The organism is Leisingera aquaemixtae (assembly GCF_001458395.1).
GTDB lineage: Bacteria > Pseudomonadota > Alphaproteobacteria > Rhodobacterales > Rhodobacteraceae > Leisingera > Leisingera aquaemixtae.
This window is the reverse complement of record NZ_CYSR01000011.1, coordinates 135,334-151,139: the sequence shown is the minus strand read 5'-3', so window position 1 is coordinate 151,139 and position 15,806 is coordinate 135,334. Positions and strand designations below refer to the sequence as shown.

The 15,806-nt window shown below is 67.1% G+C and carries 14 protein-coding genes; 10 read left to right on the top strand and 4 right to left on the bottom strand.

The genetic code is table 11. The features are described 5' to 3' along the window. Positions 1 to 8: 8 nt before the first annotated feature. The 4 genes from PHA8399_RS06525 to PHA8399_RS06510 all read left to right on the top strand — a co-directional run bounded on the left by PHA8399_RS06525 (position 9) and on the right by PHA8399_RS06510 (position 3,633). Positions 9 to 1,031 (top strand): P1 family peptidase, encoded by a 1,023-nt coding sequence (locus PHA8399_RS06525; RefSeq protein ID WP_058285364.1) that lies wholly within the window; start codon positions 9 to 11, stop codon positions 1,029 to 1,031. 109 nt (positions 1,032 to 1,140) lie between these two features. Further along, entirely contained in the window at positions 1,141 to 1,602 is a 462-nt protein-coding gene (locus tag PHA8399_RS06520; protein WP_058285363.1) for a c-type cytochrome, read from the top strand. Positions 1,603 to 1,755: 153 nt separating this feature from the next. Beyond that, positions 1,756 to 2,298, top strand: coding sequence for an isopentenyl-diphosphate Delta-isomerase (gene idi / locus PHA8399_RS06515; RefSeq protein ID WP_058285362.1), 543 nt, complete (start codon positions 1,756 to 1,758; stop codon positions 2,296 to 2,298). 78 nt (positions 2,299 to 2,376) lie between these two features. After that, positions 2,377 to 3,633, top strand: coding sequence for a flavin-dependent oxidoreductase (locus PHA8399_RS06510; protein WP_058285502.1), 1,257 nt, complete (start codon positions 2,377 to 2,379; stop codon positions 3,631 to 3,633). 238 nt (positions 3,634 to 3,871) lie between these two features. On the opposite strand, the gene glpK is transcribed toward PHA8399_RS06510, so the two are convergent. The 3 genes from glpK to panB form a co-directional block, all read right to left on the bottom strand. Beyond that, the gene (gene glpK, locus PHA8399_RS06505) at positions 3,872 to 5,362 is read right to left on the bottom strand and encodes a glycerol kinase GlpK (protein ID WP_058285361.1); all 1,491 of its coding nucleotides are present in this window, start codon (positions 5,360 to 5,362) and stop codon (positions 3,872 to 3,874) included. Positions 5,363 to 5,588: 226 nt separating this feature from the next. Further along, positions 5,589 to 6,449, bottom strand: a complete 861-nt coding sequence (gene panC, locus PHA8399_RS06500; RefSeq protein ID WP_058285501.1) for a pantoate--beta-alanine ligase — start codon at positions 6,447 to 6,449, stop codon at positions 5,589 to 5,591. A gap of 8 nt (positions 6,450 to 6,457) precedes the next feature. Beyond that, positions 6,458 to 7,303, bottom strand: a complete 846-nt coding sequence (gene panB / locus PHA8399_RS06495) for a 3-methyl-2-oxobutanoate hydroxymethyltransferase (protein ID WP_058285360.1) — start codon at positions 7,301 to 7,303, stop codon at positions 6,458 to 6,460. A gap of 164 nt (positions 7,304 to 7,467) precedes the next feature. Between panB and PHA8399_RS06490 the strand changes: the two genes are divergently transcribed. Further along, a complete protein-coding gene (locus PHA8399_RS06490) occupies positions 7,468 to 8,946 on the top strand; it encodes an ABC transporter substrate-binding protein (RefSeq protein WP_058285359.1) in 1,479 nt (492 codons plus the stop codon). A gap of 109 nt (positions 8,947 to 9,055) precedes the next feature. On the opposite strand, the gene PHA8399_RS06485 is transcribed toward PHA8399_RS06490, so the two are convergent. After that, a complete protein-coding gene (locus PHA8399_RS06485; RefSeq protein WP_058285358.1) occupies positions 9,056 to 10,180 on the bottom strand; it encodes an acetoin utilization protein AcuC in 1,125 nt (374 codons plus the stop codon). 175 nt (positions 10,181 to 10,355) lie between these two features. Between PHA8399_RS06485 and PHA8399_RS06480 the strand changes: the two genes are divergently transcribed. The 5 genes from PHA8399_RS06480 (at position 10,356) to PHA8399_RS06460 (ending at position 15,764) form a co-directional block, all read left to right on the top strand. Then, on the top strand, positions 10,356 to 11,303 hold the full coding sequence (locus PHA8399_RS06480; protein WP_058285357.1) for an ABC transporter permease: 948 nt from the start codon (positions 10,356 to 10,358) through the stop codon (positions 11,301 to 11,303). Positions 11,304 to 11,439: 136 nt separating this feature from the next. After that, the gene (locus PHA8399_RS06475; RefSeq protein WP_058285356.1) at positions 11,440 to 12,255 is read left to right on the top strand and encodes an ABC transporter permease; all 816 of its coding nucleotides are present in this window, start codon (positions 11,440 to 11,442) and stop codon (positions 12,253 to 12,255) included. Next, complete coding sequence (locus PHA8399_RS06470) at positions 12,252 to 13,844, top strand: ABC transporter ATP-binding protein (protein WP_058285355.1); 1,593 nt, start codon at positions 12,252 to 12,254, stop codon at positions 13,842 to 13,844. The genes PHA8399_RS06475 and PHA8399_RS06470 overlap by 4 nt, the downstream gene beginning before the upstream one ends. Then, positions 13,841 to 14,314: a GNAT family N-acetyltransferase gene (locus tag PHA8399_RS06465; protein WP_058285354.1), complete on the top strand. Its 474-nt coding sequence runs from the start codon at positions 13,841 to 13,843 to the stop codon at positions 14,312 to 14,314. Before PHA8399_RS06470 ends, PHA8399_RS06465 begins: the two co-directional genes overlap by 4 nt. Continuing rightward, positions 14,307 to 15,764 (top strand): aldehyde dehydrogenase family protein, encoded by a 1,458-nt coding sequence (locus PHA8399_RS06460; protein ID WP_058285500.1) that lies wholly within the window; start codon positions 14,307 to 14,309, stop codon positions 15,762 to 15,764. Before PHA8399_RS06465 ends, PHA8399_RS06460 begins: the two co-directional genes overlap by 8 nt. The last annotated feature ends 42 nt before the right edge of the window (positions 15,765 to 15,806 follow it).

The following is a 15,806-nucleotide window of genomic DNA, read 5'->3' as shown; positions in this document are numbered from 1 at the left end:
ATCCCGCCATGCTCCCCGGCCCAAAGAACCTGATCACGGACGTGCCCGGCATCCTGGTCGGCAACGCCCAGGACGCGGCGCTGAAGTCGGGCACCACGGTGCTGATCGCGGACGCGCCCTTCACCGCCTCAGTCCACGTGATGGGCGGTGCGCCGGGCACGCGGGAGACGGACCTGCTGGCGCCGGACAAATCGGTCGCCAGGATCGACGCGCTGGTGCTGTCGGGCGGCTCTGCCTTCGGGCTCGACGCCTGTTCCGGCGTGATGGATGCGCTGCACGGCCAAGGCCGCGGCTTTCCGGTCGGGCCTGCGCGGGTGCCGCTGGTGCCGGGCGCGATCCTGTTTGATCTGCTGAACGGCGGCAGCAAGGACTGGGATCAGAACCCCTACCGCGCCCAGGGCCGGGCGGCGTTTGAGGCGGCGGCAGAGGACTTCACCCTTGGCACTGCCGGCGCCGGCACCGGCGCGCTGACTGCGATGCTGAAGGGCGGGCTGGGGTCAGCCTCCCTAATGCTGGAGAGCGGCGTTACCGTGGGCGCGCTGGTGGCGGCCAATCCGCTGGGCGCCGTCACGACGCCGGGCGAGCGGCATTTCTGGGCCGCCCCGTTTGAGATCGGCGATGAATTCGGCGGGATCGGACCGGACCGGGCCGCCGGGCTGGGCCGCAGCCTGCACAGCCGCAAGATCGAGGCGATCCAGACCCTGGGCGGCGCGCCGCTGCCGCCGGAGCGCGCCAATACCACCATTGCCATCGTCGCCACCGATGCGGCGCTCAGCAAGGCGCAGTGCCAGCGGCTGGCCACCGCCGCCCATGACGGCATCGGCCGCGCCATCGTGCCGGCGCATTCCCCCGGCGATGGCGATCTGGTGTTTGCCGCCAGCACCGGCGCGCGGGTGCTGGAGGCTGCGGACGCAGAACTCGGCACTCTCTGCCATGCCGCCGCCCTGTGCCTCAGCCGGGCCATCGCCCGCGCGGTCTTTCACGCGCGCCCGGAACCCGGAGATCTGCTGCCCTGCTGGTCAGCGCCTTGAATTGCCGCAGTTTCCTGCCGGAACTTTGATGCGCGTCAAACTGCCGGTTGACACTGCCGGGTATTGGATCATGAGTCACACGTGCCAACTCATAACCGGAGCAAGCAATATGAAACCTCTCGTTACAGCCGCCATTTTCGGCCTCCTCGCCGCCCCTGCCTTCGCCGAAGGCGACCCCGAAGCTGGCGAGAAAGGGTTCAACAAATGCAAGTCCTGCCACATGGTCGTGTCGGATGACGGCGACGTGATCGTCAAGGGCGGCAAGACCGGCCCCAACCTGTGGGGTGTTGCCGGCCGTGCCGCGGCCAGCGTGGAAGACTTCAAATACAGCGATGACCTGACCGCCGCAGGCGAAGCGGGCCTGGTCTGGGATGAAGAGAAATTCGTTGGCTTCACCACCGACCCCAAGAAGTTCCTGCAGGCCGAAACCGGCAATTCCAAAGCCAAGTCGAAAATGTCCTTCCGCTTGAAAAAGGGCGGCGAAGACATCTATGCCTTCCTGGCCAGCCACGGCCCGGCCCCGGCAGAGGGTGCCGAAACTGAGGAAAGCGCAGAAGCGGCCACCGAATAACGCCCGGATTTCCGGCAAGCATTGCATCAAAGCCGCGGCATTTTCGCCGCGGCTTTTCGCGTAATTGCTTTCGCAACCCGCAGGCGTTAGCGGTAAGAGCCAGGCCATCGCATTTGCGGCAGGCCGGCCAGGGAACCACGTCACGGACACAGTATGAGCCACATGATCCCCGCCTGGGTGAACGGCGATTTGACACCTGTTGACAAGCTCGCCGCACATGAGCGCGGGCTGAAACACAAGGCGGTTTCCGTCTTTGTGGTGAAAGGCGTGGAAATCCTGATGCAGCGCCGGGCGATGGGCAAATACCACACTCCGGGCCTGTGGGCGAACACCTGCTGCACCCACCCGATGTGGGAGGAGCAGCCCTCGGCCTGCGCGGTGCGGCGGATGCAGGAGGAGCTGGGGATCACCGGTCTTTACCCGGAGTTCCGCCACCACCTGGAATACCGCGCCGATGTCGGCAACGGGCTGGTGGAGCATGAAGCGGTCGATGTGTTCCTGGCGCACGCCCACCGCCCGCTGAAGATCACCCCCAACCCGGATGAGGTGATGGAGACCCGCTGGGTCGACTACCACGACCTGCTGGCAGAGGTGAGCCGCCATCCTGAACGCTTCACCCCCTGGCTGAAGATCTACCTGCACAATTATGCCGACGTGATCTTTGGCCCCGACCTGATCATCGCCGGACGGCGCTGACCTCAATCCGCCTCTGCCCGCTTGCCCTGCTGCCTGCGCCGTGGTTATCTGCCCGCGCCATTAGGGAGTATGCTTATCATGTCCATTCTCATCGCCGGCGGCGGCATTGCCGGGCTGACCCTGGGGCTGACCCTGCAGCAGGCCGGGGTGCCCTTCCGCATCTTCGAGGCCGCGCGGGAGCTGAAGCCGATGGGGGCTGGCATCAACCTGCAGCCCAATGCGGTGCGCGAGCTGTTCGATCTGGGGCTGGAGGCGGAGCTGGACGCGATTGGCGTCCGCACAAGGCAGCTGGGGTTTTACAGCAAGCTGGGCAAGACGATCTGGGAGGAGCCGCGCGGCACCGGCGCGGGCTATGCCTGGCCGCAGTATTCGGTGCACCGGGGGGCGTTGCAGATGATGCTCTGCCGCGCGCTGGCGGAGCGTGCGGGGGCGGATTGCATTGAAACCGGCGCGCGGGCGGCGGGGTTTGAGAACACGGACGGCGGCGCGGCGCTGCTGCTGGCAGACGGGCGGCGGATCGACGGCGGGCTGGTTGTGGGGGCGGATGGCATCCACTCTGCCCTGCGCGCGCAGATGGTGCCGGATGAGGGCGCGCCGGTCTGGAACGGCCGCATCCTGTGGCGCGCCACCACCAAAGCGCCCGCATTCAAGGGCGGCGCAGCGATGGCGATGATCGGTCATGACCATCTGCGCCTCGTAGCCTATCCCATCTCAGCGCCGGACGCGGACGGCCGCGTGACGATGAACTGGATTGCGGAGAAGAGTTTCGACCCCTCCGCGCCCTGGCGGCGGGAGGACTGGAACCGGCCCGCGGATATCACTGAGTTCCTGCCGGATTTTGCGGATTGGCAGTTTGATTGGATCGACGTCCCGGCCCTGATCCGCGGGGCGAAGGCGGTTTATGAATATCCGATGGTGGACCGCGACCCGCTGGCGCGCTGGACGCATGGCAACGTCACCCTTATGGGCGACGCGGCGCATCCGACCTATCCGGTCGGGTCAAACGGTGCCAGCCAGGCGATTGTGGGCGCGCGGGTGATCGGCGCCAAGCTGCTGGAGCACGGCATCAGCGCCGCCGCGCTGGAGGCCTATGAGGCAGACGTGCGCCCGGTGACCACGGCAGTGGGCCTGGCCAACCGCGCGGGCGGCGGGCCGGACGGGGTACTGCAGCGGGTCGAGGACCTCTGCGGCGGAGACTTCGGGGACATCAGCGAGGTGATCCCGCAGGCGGAGCTGGCCGCCCATGCCGCCAAGTACAAATCCATTGCGGGCTTCTCCATCGCGGAACTGAATGCACGCCCTGCTACCATCCCGGCAGGTGCCCGCGTCGGTTAGGGAACGCCTGCGGCCGGCCGCGGGTCAAGGGCGGCGCAGCCGCCGTGCCGCAGGCACGGTTCACCCTTGAGGCGCGGATGGGCGCACGGACCCTCGGCAAGGCGCGTTTCAGGGCAGCCCTGCCCTGAAACCGCTTCTCAGCAAAAAGAGAACGCCGCGCAAAGCGCGGCGCCACGCCCAACTGTGAGGCGCATTCTTTGAATGCCGCAGAACAGGCGGGAGCCGCCCGCCTGCTGCTTTAGACGCCGATCACGGCCTGCACCGCGCGCTGCCAGCGCCCGTAGGCGGCTTCGCGCGCGGCGGGCTGCATCAGCGGCGCGAACTGGCGGTCGAGCTTCCAGGTGTCGGCAAAGCCGGTCTGGTCCGGGTAGATCCCGGCCCGCATCCCCGCCAGCCAGGCGGCGCCCAGCGCGGTGGTTTCCTGCATCACCGGGCGGTCGACGGCGGCGCCCAGGATGTCCGACAGGCTCTGCATGGTCCAGTCGCTGGCGCTCATGCCGCCATCGACGCGCAGGGTCACGGTGTGGTGGCTGTCGTCCTCCCAGTCCGCCCGCATCGCCTCATAGAGATCGCGGGTCTGGTAGGCGACGCTTTGCAGCGCCGCGCGGGCAAGCTCTGCCGGGCCGGAGTTGCGGGTGAGGCCGAACATGCCGCCGCGGCACTCCGGCTCCCAATAGGGTGCGCCGAGGCCAGTGAAGGCGGGCACCAGGATCACATCCTGGCCCGGATCGGCGCGCAGGGCCAGTTCGCCCGAATCCGACGCCTGTTCGATGATGCCCAGCCCGTCGCGCAGCCATTGCACCGCCGCGCCGGCGATGAAGATCGAGCCCTCCAGCGCATAGGTCGGCTTGCCGTCCAGCTGATAGGCGATGGTGGTCAGCATCCGGTTCTTTGACACCACCGGCTCATCCCCGGTGTTCAAGAGCGCAAAGCAGCCCGTCCCGTAGGTGGATTTCATCATCCCCGGCTGGAAACAGGCCTGGCCGATGGTGGCCGCCTGCTGGTCGCCCGCCACCCCCAGGATCGGGACCGGCCCGCCCAGGATTTCCGGATCGGTGGTGCCGAAATCTGCCGCGCTGTCCTTCACCTCCGGCAGCATCTGCTGCGGCACGTCCAGCAGATCGCTGATGGTGCGGCTCCAGCGGCCCTTGCGGATGTCATACATCAGCGTGCGCGCGGCATTGGTTGCATCCGTCACGTGGGAGGCGCCGCCGGTCAGGCGCCAGATCAGGAAGCTGTCGACGGTGCCGAACAGGAGATCCCCCGCCGCCGCCCGGTCGCGCGCGCCCGGCACGGTGTCGAGGATCCATTTCACCTTGGTGCCGGAGAAATAGGGGTCCAGCAGCAGCCCGGTGCGGTCGGCCACCATGTCCGCGTGGCCCGCCTGGCGCAGCTGCTCGCAGATGGCGGCGGTGCGGCGGTCCTGCCAGACGATGGCGTTGTGAACCGCCTTGCCGCTGGTTTTGTCCCAGACCACGGTGGTTTCGCGCTGATTGGTGATGCCGATGCCCGCAATATCCGCAGCGGAGACATCCAGATCCGCCATCACCTTGCGGCAGACCGCGACCGTGGTGCCCCAGATCTCCTCCGGGTCATGCTCCACCCAGCCCGCCTGCGGGTAGTGCTGGGTAAACTCCTGCTGGGCGGTGCCCGCGACCTGCATTCCCGCATCAAACAGGATTGCCCGGGTCGACGTGGTGCCCTGATCAATTGCCAGAATATAGGTCATCTGCTGCCCTCCAGTCTCCTCTGACCGGAGAGCATAAACGCAAACGTGTTACCGCTGCCAGCCCCTACTAAGAATTTAGTTGAGGAACTTCCGGAAACATCGGCACCTTCGCCCGGCGGCACCGCCGGGCGGCGCCCGATCCTCCCCGCGGGAGGGCGCTTCGCACCCGCCCAGGGTCAGGCGCCGCCCTTGGTTAATCTATGCAGACCTGGCTGCGCGTGAGCCTTCAGGATTGCTTCTGTGGCACGTCGATATTGTCGATCAGCCGGATCCCGTCCATCCAGGCGGCGGCCAGCAGGCGGGCGGGACGGGAGGGGGTCCCCAGCGCCTCCAGCGTTTCGGCGCAGCGCAGGTCGAAGTATTCGACATCGCCGAAACCCGCCTGTGCCAGCGCCTTGCGCGCGGCGGCTTCCAGCGGCGGCCAAGGCATGCCTGCGGAGGCTTCGGCGGCAGCCTTGCGCATCTCCGCATTCAGAGCGGCGGCCTTGGCCAGCGCCTCCGGCGACAGGCGCAGATTACGCGAGGACATGGCAAGGCCCGACGGCTCGCGCACGGTTTCGCAGCCGTGGACCGTGATCGGGATGTCCAGATCGCGGGCCATGCGGGTCACCACCATCAGCTGCTGGTAATCCTTCTGGCCAAAGAACGCCTGATCCGCGCCGGTCTGCAGGAACAGCTTGGCGACCACCGTCGCCACCCCGTCGAAATGGCCGGGGCGGAAGGGGCCTTCCATCACATCCGTGATGCTGCCGCCGACAGAGACATTGGTGGCATAGCCGCCGGGGTAGATCTGGTCCGGGTCCGGGACATAGATCAGATCGACGCCGTAGGGGGCGAGCTTTTCCGCGTCTTCGGTTTCGGTGCGCGGGTAATTCGCCAGATCCTCGGCGTTGTTGAACTGCTTGGGGTTCACGAAAATGGTCACGATCACCCGGTCGCAGGCCTGATTGGCGGCCTCCACCAGCGACATGTGGCCGGCGTGCAGCGCCCCCATGGTCGGCACCAGGCCGATGGTTTCGCCATTGCTGCGCCATTCAGCCGTCTTGGCGCGCAGGTCAGCCAGACGGCGCAGGATCGGGGCAGTCATGTCAGCAGTCATCCTTTGGAGGGGGTCTTGGCCGCCGGGGCCTGGTCGGCAAAGACATGCTCCGCCCCGGGGAAGGCGCGCGCCCGCACGTCGGCGGCGTATTCGGCGATGCCTGCCTCTGCCAGCGGGCCAAGATCGGCGTAGCGTTTCACGAATTTCGGTTTGAAGGCGGTGAAGAAGCCCAGCATGTCATCAACCACCAGGATCTGCCCGTCGCAGCCCGCGCTGGCGCCGATGCCGATGGTGGGAATCGCGACCTCAGCGGTGATCTTGTCGGCCAGTTTCTGCGGCACCTTCTCCAGCACCACGGAGAACGCGCCGGCCCCGGCCACCGCGCGAGCGTCGGCCAGCACGGCGTCGGCTTGCGCATCGCGGCCCTGCACCTTGTAGCCGCCCAGGGTGTTGATCGACTGCGGCGTCAGGCCGATGTGGGCCATCACCGGAATGCCGCGCTTGACCAGGAAGCGGATGGTCTCGGCCATCTCGACGCCGCCTTCCAGCTTGACCGCGGCGCAGCCGGTCTCGGCCATCAGCCGGGCGGCGTTGCGGAACGCCTGCTGCGGGCCTTCCTCGTAACTGCCGAAGGGCATGTCGATCACCAGCATCGCCTGGCTGAGGCCGCGCGCGACCGCCTGGCCGTGCAGGATCATCATCTCCATGGTGACGCCCAGGGTGGAGGTCAGCCCGTGCAGGACCATGCCGACGCTGTCGCCGACCAGCACGAAGTCGCAGTGCTTGTCCATCAGCCGCGCCATCGGCGTGGTATAGGCCGTGAGGCTCACCAGCGGGGTGCCGCCCTTGCGGGCCCGGATGTCTTCGGCGTTGGGCGCCTGTTTCTTGGCTGTTGCGCTCATGGCTTCCTGTCCGCGGTTTAAAAGTGGGCACGGGTTATCAATTTACGCCGCGTGCTTCCAGTGGGCGAAATGTCCCCCGCCCTTGATTACGCATGGGAAACAGGGAAACTCGTTTCCAATAGGCGCCGCACACGGCCCGCAGATTGTACACGGGGAGTTCTTCAATGGCACTGAAATCATTTGTTTTTGCGGCAGGTTCCGCACTGGCCCTGGCCGCCGGCGGCGCCTGGGCCAAGGACAGCGTCACCATCGCCATGCAGCTGGAGCCGCCGCATCTGGACCCGACCAGCGCCGCCGCGCAGGCCATCGACTCGGTTGTCTACACCAATATTTTCGAGGGGCTGACCCGTTTCATGGGCGATGGGTCGGTGGTTCCCGGCCTCGCCGAGAGCTGGGAAATTTCAGAAGACGGCACCGTCTACACCTTCAAGCTGCGCCAAGGCGTCACCTTTCACGATGGCAGCGCAATGGATGCGGAGGACGTGAAATTCTCGCTCGACCGCGCCCGCGCCGAGGACAGCACCAATGCGCAGAAGGCGCTGTTTGACGGGATCGCCTCGGTCGAGGCGGTGGACCCGCAGACCGTGCGGATCACCCTGGCGGCACCGAACGGCAGCCTGCTGTTCAACCTTGCCTGGGGCGACGCGGTGATCGTGGCGCCGGAGAGCATTGAGGGCATCAAGAGCAATCCGGTCGGCACCGGCGCCTATACCTTCCAGGAGTGGGTGCAAGGCGACCGCATCACGCTGGCGCGCAACCCGGATTACTGGGGCGAGCAGCCGGCGCTGGCCTCGGCCACCTTCAAGTTCATCTCCGACCCGACTGCCGCCTTCGCTGCGATGATGGCGGAGGATATCGACGCCTTCGACAACTTCCCGGCGCCGGAGAACCTGCCGCAGTTCGAGGCCGACCCGCGGTTTCAGGTGCTGGTCGGCTCGACCGAGGGCGAGACGATTCTGTCCATCAACAACAAGCTGCCGCCGTTTGACGATATCCGGGTGCGCCAGGCGGTTGCTCATGCCATCGACCGGCAGGCGATCATCGACGGCGCGATGTTCGGCTACGGCACCCCGATCGGCACGCACTTTGCGCCGCACCACCCGGCCTACAAGGACCTGACCGGCATGTCCGCCCATGACCCGGAGCAGGCCAAGGCGCTGCTGGCGGAGGCCGGGTTCCCGGAGGGGTTTGAGACCACCCTGCACCTGCCGCCGCCGTCTTATGCGCGGCGCGGCGGCGAGATCATCGCGGCGCAGCTGGCCGCTGTCGGCATCAAGGCCGAGATCATCAACGTCGAATGGGCGCAATGGCTGGAAAGCGTGTTCAACGGCAAGAGCTTTGGCCTGACCATCGTCAGCCATACCGAGCCGATGGACATCGGCATCTATGCCCGGCCCGAGTATTATTTCCAGTACGACAGCAAGGCGCTTCAGGAGCTGATGAACCGGCTGACCGCGACCACCGGCCCGGACAGCCGCACCGCGCTGCTGCAGGACGCGCAGGAGATGATCGCGGCGGATTACGTCAATGGCTACCTGTTCCAGCTGGCCAAGCTGGGGGTGGCCAAGGCCGGGCTGCAGGGCCTGTGGGAGAATGCGCCCACGGCAGCCATCGACCTGACGGCGGTCAGCTGGGCGGAGTAGCGATCGCCCCTATTCACGAAGGGCGGCGCCCGTCCCGGCGGGGTGGGAAGCGAAGCGCCCGCCCCGTGGGGGGCGGGACGGGCGCTGCCCGGCCTGCGGCCAGGCGGTGCTACCTTTGGAGCCTGCGTCTTCTTCGCAAGAACTGCACGCGCCCCCGGATTTCCTGACGGATCTCCCCTCCCCGCGGCTGATCCCTGAGCGTGGTGAACCAATGCTCCGGCGGGTTGCGGCCCAGGCGGTTGCCGTTGAACCCCAGCCCCCGCAGCACTTCTTCGCCCGCCGCAGGCAGACGCTCTGGCACCTCAATTCCGTTCAGCGCCGCCCAGACCCCGGTCCAGAGCCGCCCGACCGACCACGGGTTATAGCCGCCCCCGCCCAGCACCAGATAACGCGGCGCCATGCCCATCAGCGCCCGCACCACCGCCCAATGAGCGTTGTTCGACAGGTCCAGATGCGGCAGCGGGTCCTCCAACACCGCATCCGCCCCGCATTGCAGCACGATAGCATCCGGCTGAAACGCCTGCACCGCGGGCAGGATCAGGTCGTCGCGCACCAGCGCCATCTCGTCATCATTGAACCCGCGCGGCACCGGCAGGTTCAGGGCCGAACCGCCGGCATCCTCCGTCAGCGTGCCGGTCTTGGGCCAGAGGTTTTCCTCATGCACTGAGATCATCAGCACGTCAGGGTCGCCGGCAAAGCCATGCTCCACCCCATCAGAATGATGGGCGTCGATGTCGACATAGGCGATCCGCCGCACGCCGTGGTGGCGCAGCGACAGCATCGCCAGGACAGGATCGTTCAGATAGCAAAACCCGTTGGCCCGGTCCGGCATCCCGTGGTGGGTGCCGCCCGCCGGGTTGTAGACGATGCCGCCATCCGCCAGCAGCTCCCCCGCCAGGATCGAGCCGCCCGCGGCGGTGGCCGGGCGGCGGAAGATTTCCGGGAACACCGGGTTGGAGAGGGTGCCGAGGTGATGGCGCGCGCGGACTTCCGCGCTGACCGCCTGCGCGGTCTCCGCCGCCTGCAGCGCGGCGACATATTCGGGCGTGTGCCAGACGGTCAGCGCCGCTGGTTTGGCGCGGGGGGAATTCACATAGACCGCATCCGGCAGCCAGCCCAGCGCGCGGGAGAGGTCCATCACGGTAGACACCCGCGGCACCCGCAAGGGATGGGTGCGGCCATAAGAGGAGGTGCGGTAGATTTCCGAACCGATGAACAGGGGGCGGGACAGCATGACAGAGTGATAGACCGTTTCCGCCCGCTGCCAAAGAGCCTGCCGGACGCCCTTGGCCTGTTTCCGGCCGGATTGCGCACAACCTTTTGACGCTGCGCATTTTTCGCCGCCTGCGGTTCGTTTCCCTCCGCGCTCCCTCTGGACCCGTTCCCCGCAGGCTCCTAACGTGGCAGCCATGCTCCGCTATGCCCTCAAACGCCTCCTGTCGCTGATCCTCAGCCTGGCTGTTGCCTCGCTGGTGATCTTCCTCGTGGTGGAGGTGGCACCGGGCGACCCCGCGTCATTCATGCTGGGGGTCAATGCGCAGGCGGACACGGTGGCGGCCCTGAAGGCAGAGCTGGGACTGGATCAAAGCAAAACCGCCCGCTACCTCAGTTGGGTTGCGGGGATGCTTGGGGGCGATTTCGGCACCTCCTACACCTACCGCACGCCGGTGGCGGGGATGATTGCCGACCGGATGTGGGTATCGCTGCCGCTGGCGTTTTATGCGCTGACGCTGTCTACGCTGATTGCCTTTCCGGCGGGCATCTACGCCGCTGCCCGCCGCGGCAAGGCCGGCGACATGGCGGTGATGGGGGCGACCCAGCTGGGCGTGGCGGTCCCGAACTTCTGGTTTGCGATGATGCTGGTCCTGATCTTTGCCATCAACCTGCGCTGGTTCGGCGCCGGCGGGTTTCCGGGCTGGGAGGCGGGGATTTGGGCCGGTCTTCATGCCCTTACCCTGCCCGCGATTGCGCTGGCGCTGCCGCAGGCGGCGATCCTGACTCGGGTGATGCGCTCAGCCCTGCTGGACATTCTGGACGAGGATTTCATGCGCACCGCCCGCGCCAAGGGGCTGACCCGGCGCCAGGCGCTGTGGCGGCACGGGGTCAGGAACGCCTTGATCCCGGTGCTGACCATCATCGGGCTGCAATTCTCCTTCCTGCTGGCGGGCGCCATCATCATCGAGCAGGTGTTTTACCTGCCCGGCCTTGGGCGGCTGGTGTTCCAGGCGATTTCCGCGCGCGATCTGATCGTGGTGGAGTCGGTGGTGATGCTGCTGGTCTTCGCCGTCATCACGGTGAATTTCCTAGTCGATCTTGCCTATGCGCTGGTCGACCCGCGGCTGAGGAGCCGGGCATGAATAAAGACGCAGCGGTGCAGATCTGCCGCCAAGGGCCGCGCCCGAGCCTGGGGGGGCGCAACGCGCCCTCCCGTGGGGAGGGTCGGGCGCGGCCCGGCCTTGCGGCCGGGCGGGCGAGCAGAAATGGCGGCCGGACATGACCCGCAACCTGATCCTTGGTGCCGTTTTGTCCTCGCTGGTGCTGCTGGCGGCGGCGGTGTCGTTCCTGTGGACGCCGTTTGACCACACTGCAATGAACATCCCGGCCAAGCTGCAAACCCCCAATGCGCAGCACTGGCTGGGCACCGATCATTTCGGGCGCGACCTGATGTCGATGATCATGGTGGGCGCGCGCACCTCCATCGCCGTCGCGCTGGTGGCGGTTGGCATCGGCATGGGCGCAGGCGTGCCGCTGGGGCTGACGGCGGCGGCGCGCAAGGGCTCCTGGCTGGATGAGGTGATCATGCGCGGCAATGATCTGGTCTTTGCCTTCCCCTCACTGGTGATTGCGATCCTGATCACCGCCGTTCTGGGGGCTGGCGCCATCAACGCGATCATCGCCATCGGCATTTTCAACATCCCCGTCTTTGCCCGCATCACCCGCGGCGCGGCGCTGTCCCTTTGGGAGCGGGAATTCATCCTGGCCGCCCGCGTGGCCGGCAAAAACGCGGCGCGGATCTCGGCGGAGCATATCCTGCCCAACGTCACCAACCTGCTGATCGTGCAGGGCACAATCCAATTCTCCCTTGGCATTCTGGCCGAGGCCGGCCTGTCCTATGTCGGCCTGGGCGCGCAGCCGCCCACGCCCAGCTGGGGGCGGATGCTGGCCGATGCGCAGACCATGGTGAGCTTTGCGCCGCATCTGGCGCTGGTGCCGGGCACGGCCATCATCCTGACGGTGCTGGGGCTGAACCTGCTGGGCGACGGCTTGCGCGACTGGCTGGACCCGAAACTGAGGATGGCGCGGACATGACGCTGCTGGATGTGACCCGCCTGTCGCTCAAGATCGGCTGCTACCCGGTGCTGAAGGACGTCTCCTTTCACATCGAGCCGGGCGAGATCGTCGCGGTGACCGGCGAAAGCGGCTCCGGCAAGTCGATGACCGCATTGGCAGTCATGCAGCTGCTGCCGGAACAGGCTGAGGCCAAAGGGTATATCACCCTGGACGGCACCCAGCTGCTGGACCAGTCCGAGGCGCAGATGTGCGCCCTGCGCGGCCAGTCCATCGGCATGGTGTTTCAAGAGCCGATGACCGCGCTCAACCCCGTGAAGACCATCGGCGCGCAGGTGATGGAGACGATCCTGATCCACAAGGCGATGCCGCGCGGCCAGGCCGAGGCCCGCGCCCGCGAGGTGCTGGAGCGGGTCGGGCTGCCCGAGGACCGTTTCCCGCTCAGCCGGTATCCGCATGAGCTGTCGGGCGGCCAACGCCAGCGGGTGGTGATTGCCATGGCGATTGCCCTGCGCCCGAAACTCTTGATCGCGGATGAGCCGACCACCGCGCTGGACGTGACCACACAGGCGCAGATTCTGGAGCTGCTGAAGGACCTGGTGCAGGACACGGGCATGGGGTTGCTGATCATCACCCACGATCTGGCGGTGGTGGCGGATCTGGCCGACCGGATCGTCGTCATGCGCCACGGCGAAGTGGTGGAGACCGGCGGCACGCGCCAGTTGTTGCGCAACATGCGCCATCCCTATACGCGGATGCTGTTTGCGGCTTCCAGCCACCGGGTGGCACTGCCGGAACCGCCCGCGCCGGCGCCGCTCTTGGAAGTCCGGAACGCCGTCCGCGACTACAAGACCCCGCGCAAGTCTCTGTTTGCCAAACCCGGCCGGTTCCGCGCCGTGAAGGATGTCTCCTTCACCCTGAACCGCGGCGAGCGGCTGGGGCTGGTGGGGGAGTCGGGCTGCGGAAAATCGACCCTGACACGGGCCATTCTGGGGTTGGAACCGCTACAGGGCGGAGAGATTCTCCTCGGTGGAGAGGTGGTGACGACCCATCTGAAACCGGCGGTCCGACGCAAACTGCAGGTGGTGTTCCAGGACCCTTACGGCAGCTTCAACCCGCGCCACCGGGTGGAGCGGCTGATCACCGAACCCTTCCATATGCTGCCGGATCCGCCCGTTGGGGCCGCGCGCAGGGATCTGATCGCCGAAACCCTCACCGCTGTCGGGCTGAAACCGGAAGATGCCGGCAAGTACATCCACCAGTTCTCCGGCGGGCAGCGCCAGCGCATCGCCATTGCCCGCGCGCTGATCACAAGGCCGGAGCTGATCATCTTTGACGAGGCGGTCTCAGCGCTCGACGTTTCGGTCCGCGCCCGCATCCTGGACCTGCTGGCGGAACTCTGCGCAGCCTATTCGCTGACCTATCTGTTCATCAGCCACGACCTGAGCGTGGTGCGCACGATCACCGACCGCTGCCTGGTCATGAGGCAAGGCGAGATCGTCGAGCAGGGCGAAACCGAAGAGGTCTTTTCCAACCCGCAGCACCCCTACACCCGGCAGCTGATCGCTGCGGCGCCGGTGCTGCCCGATCTGGATCAGGGGGCCGCATGAGCCTGACGCTGTCGCTGATCATGCCGCGGGAGCAGGCGCTGCTGGCAGCAGCGCTGGCGCCCTACTTGGCCGAGGTGGCGCCGCGTGCTTCCATTGATCCGGCACGCTGTGCGGGCCAGATGCTGAACCGCAAGGACGTGACTGCCTTCTGGATCAGGAATGGCACCCAGCGCATCGGCTTTGCCATCGTGCTGAACCTGCCCGATGACCGGCGCGAGCTGTCGGAGTTCTGCATCCTGCCGCAGCACCGCCGCCGGGGCTGGGGCCAAGAGGCCGCCCGGACCCTCCTGCGCGAGTTTCCGGGCCGCTGGCGCATGGGGCTCTCGAAATCCTCAGCCGATGCGGTGGCCTTTTGGGGCACCTGCCTTAGCGCGATGCCCGGCATCCGGGACTTGCGCCAGGGGGCGCCGTTCACCGAACATCAAATCAAAAGCTACAGCTTTGAGATCGCAGGAGCGCATGATGACTGACACTTCCCCGCTTTGGTTCGACCCCGCGCTCTGCCTGATCGGCGGCACCTGGCAGCCCGCGGCCAGCGGCGGCACCCTGCCGCTGGTGAACCCCTCGGACGGCAGCGAAATCTGCCAGATCGCCCGCGGCGGCGCGGCGGATATCGAGGCCGCGGTACTGGAAGCAGAAGCGGCGCTGGATGGCGGCTGGGGCCGCATGACCGCGCTGGAGCGGGGCCGCATCCTGACGCGGATAGGCCAGTTCGTGCTGGAGCGGGTGGAGCTGCTGGCCGCGATCGAGGCGATGGACGTGGGCAAGCCGCTGAGCCAGGCGCGTGCCGATGCGGTGGCGCTGGCGCGCTACTGCGAGTTCTATGGCGGCGCGGCGGACAAGGTGATGGGGGAAACCATCCCGTATCTCGACGGCTACACCGTCTATACCCTGCGCGAGCCGCATGGGGTCACGGGGCATATCGTGCCCTGGAACTATCCGATGCAGATCATCGGGCGGTCCGTCGGCGCCGCACTGGCGATGGGCAACGCCTGTGTGCTGAAACCGGCGGAGGAAGCCTGCCTGACGGCCCTGGCCTTCGCCCATATCGCGATGGAGGCCGGGCTGCCCGCGGGTGCGCTGAACGTGGTGCCGGGGCTGGGGGCTGAGGCCGGCGCGGCGCTGGCGGCGCATCCCGGCGTGCACCACATCTCCTTCACCGGGTCGGTCAGGACCGGCGCGCTGGTGCAGCAGGCCGCCGGCGCCAATGTGGTGCCGGTGACGCTGGAGCTGGGCGGCAAATCCCCGCAGCTGGTGTTCGACGATGCCGACCTGGATGCCGCCCTGCCGTTTCTGGTCAACGCCGGCATCCAGAACGCGGGCCAGACCTGCTCGGCCTCCTCGCGCATTCTGGTGCAGCGCGGAGTGTATGAACAGGTGAAGGCGCGGATGGCCGAGGCCTATGGCGCGCTGACCGTGGGACCGGCGGCAGAGGACCTGCGGGTCGGGCCGCTGATCTCTGCCCGGCAGAAGCAGATTGTCGAGGCCTATCTGAAACAGGGGGCGGACCTGCCGGTTGCGGCGCAGGGGGCGATTGTGCCCCATGCCCCGGAAAGCGGCGCATACGTGCCCCCCACCCTGTTTGCCGATGTGCCGGAGGATCATGCGCTGGCGCGGGAGGAAATCTTCGGCCCGGTGCAGGTGCTGATCCCGTTTGAGACCGGGGAGGACGCCCTGCGGATCGCCAACGCGACCGAGTACGGGCTGGTGGCCAGCGTCTGGACCCGCGACGGGGCGCGGCAGATGCGGCTGGCAAAACGCCTGCGGGCGGGGCAGGTGTTCCTCAACAACTACGGCGCCGGCGGCGGGGTGGAACTGCCATTTGGCGGGGTCGGCAAATCCGGTCACGGGCGGGAAAAGGGCTTTGAGGCGCTCTACGGGTTTTCGCAGCTCAAGACCGTGGCGGCCCATCACGGCTGAGGGCGCCCGCCGCTTTCATCTTTCCAAAATACTCCGGGGGTG

What these genes read in the sequence shown, in the direction of transcription:
- PHA8399_RS06480 (WP_058285357.1), top strand. Translation starts at nt 10,356, where the DNA reads ATGCTCCGCTATGCCCTCAAACGCCTCCTGTCGCTGATCCTCAGCCTG.
- PHA8399_RS06475 (WP_058285356.1), top strand. Translation starts at nt 11,440, where the DNA reads ATGACCCGCAACCTGATCCTTGGTGCCGTTTTGTCCTCGCTGGTGCTG.
- idi (WP_058285362.1), top strand. Translation starts at nt 1,756, where the DNA reads ATGAGCCACATGATCCCCGCCTGGGTGAACGGCGATTTGACACCTGTT.
- PHA8399_RS06525 (WP_058285364.1), top strand. Translation starts at nt 9, where the DNA reads ATGCTCCCCGGCCCAAAGAACCTGATCACGGACGTGCCCGGCATCCTG.
- glpK (WP_058285361.1), bottom strand. Translation starts at nt 5,362, where the DNA reads ATGACCTATATTCTGGCAATTGATCAGGGCACCACGTCGACCCGGGCA.
- panC (WP_058285501.1), bottom strand. Translation starts at nt 6,449, where the DNA reads ATGACTGCCCCGATCCTGCGCCGTCTGGCTGACCTGCGCGCCAAGACG.
- PHA8399_RS06510 (WP_058285502.1), top strand. Translation starts at nt 2,377, where the DNA reads ATGTCCATTCTCATCGCCGGCGGCGGCATTGCCGGGCTGACCCTGGGG.
- PHA8399_RS06520 (WP_058285363.1), top strand. Translation starts at nt 1,141, where the DNA reads ATGAAACCTCTCGTTACAGCCGCCATTTTCGGCCTCCTCGCCGCCCCT.
- PHA8399_RS06470 (WP_058285355.1), top strand. Translation starts at nt 12,252, where the DNA reads ATGACGCTGCTGGATGTGACCCGCCTGTCGCTCAAGATCGGCTGCTAC.
- panB (WP_058285360.1), bottom strand. Translation starts at nt 7,303, where the DNA reads ATGAGCGCAACAGCCAAGAAACAGGCGCCCAACGCCGAAGACATCCGG.
- PHA8399_RS06485 (WP_058285358.1), bottom strand. Translation starts at nt 10,180, where the DNA reads ATGCTGTCCCGCCCCCTGTTCATCGGTTCGGAAATCTACCGCACCTCC.
- PHA8399_RS06460 (WP_058285500.1), top strand. Translation starts at nt 14,307, where the DNA reads ATGACTGACACTTCCCCGCTTTGGTTCGACCCCGCGCTCTGCCTGATC.
- PHA8399_RS06465 (WP_058285354.1), top strand. Translation starts at nt 13,841, where the DNA reads ATGAGCCTGACGCTGTCGCTGATCATGCCGCGGGAGCAGGCGCTGCTG.
- PHA8399_RS06490 (WP_058285359.1), top strand. Translation starts at nt 7,468, where the DNA reads ATGGCACTGAAATCATTTGTTTTTGCGGCAGGTTCCGCACTGGCCCTG.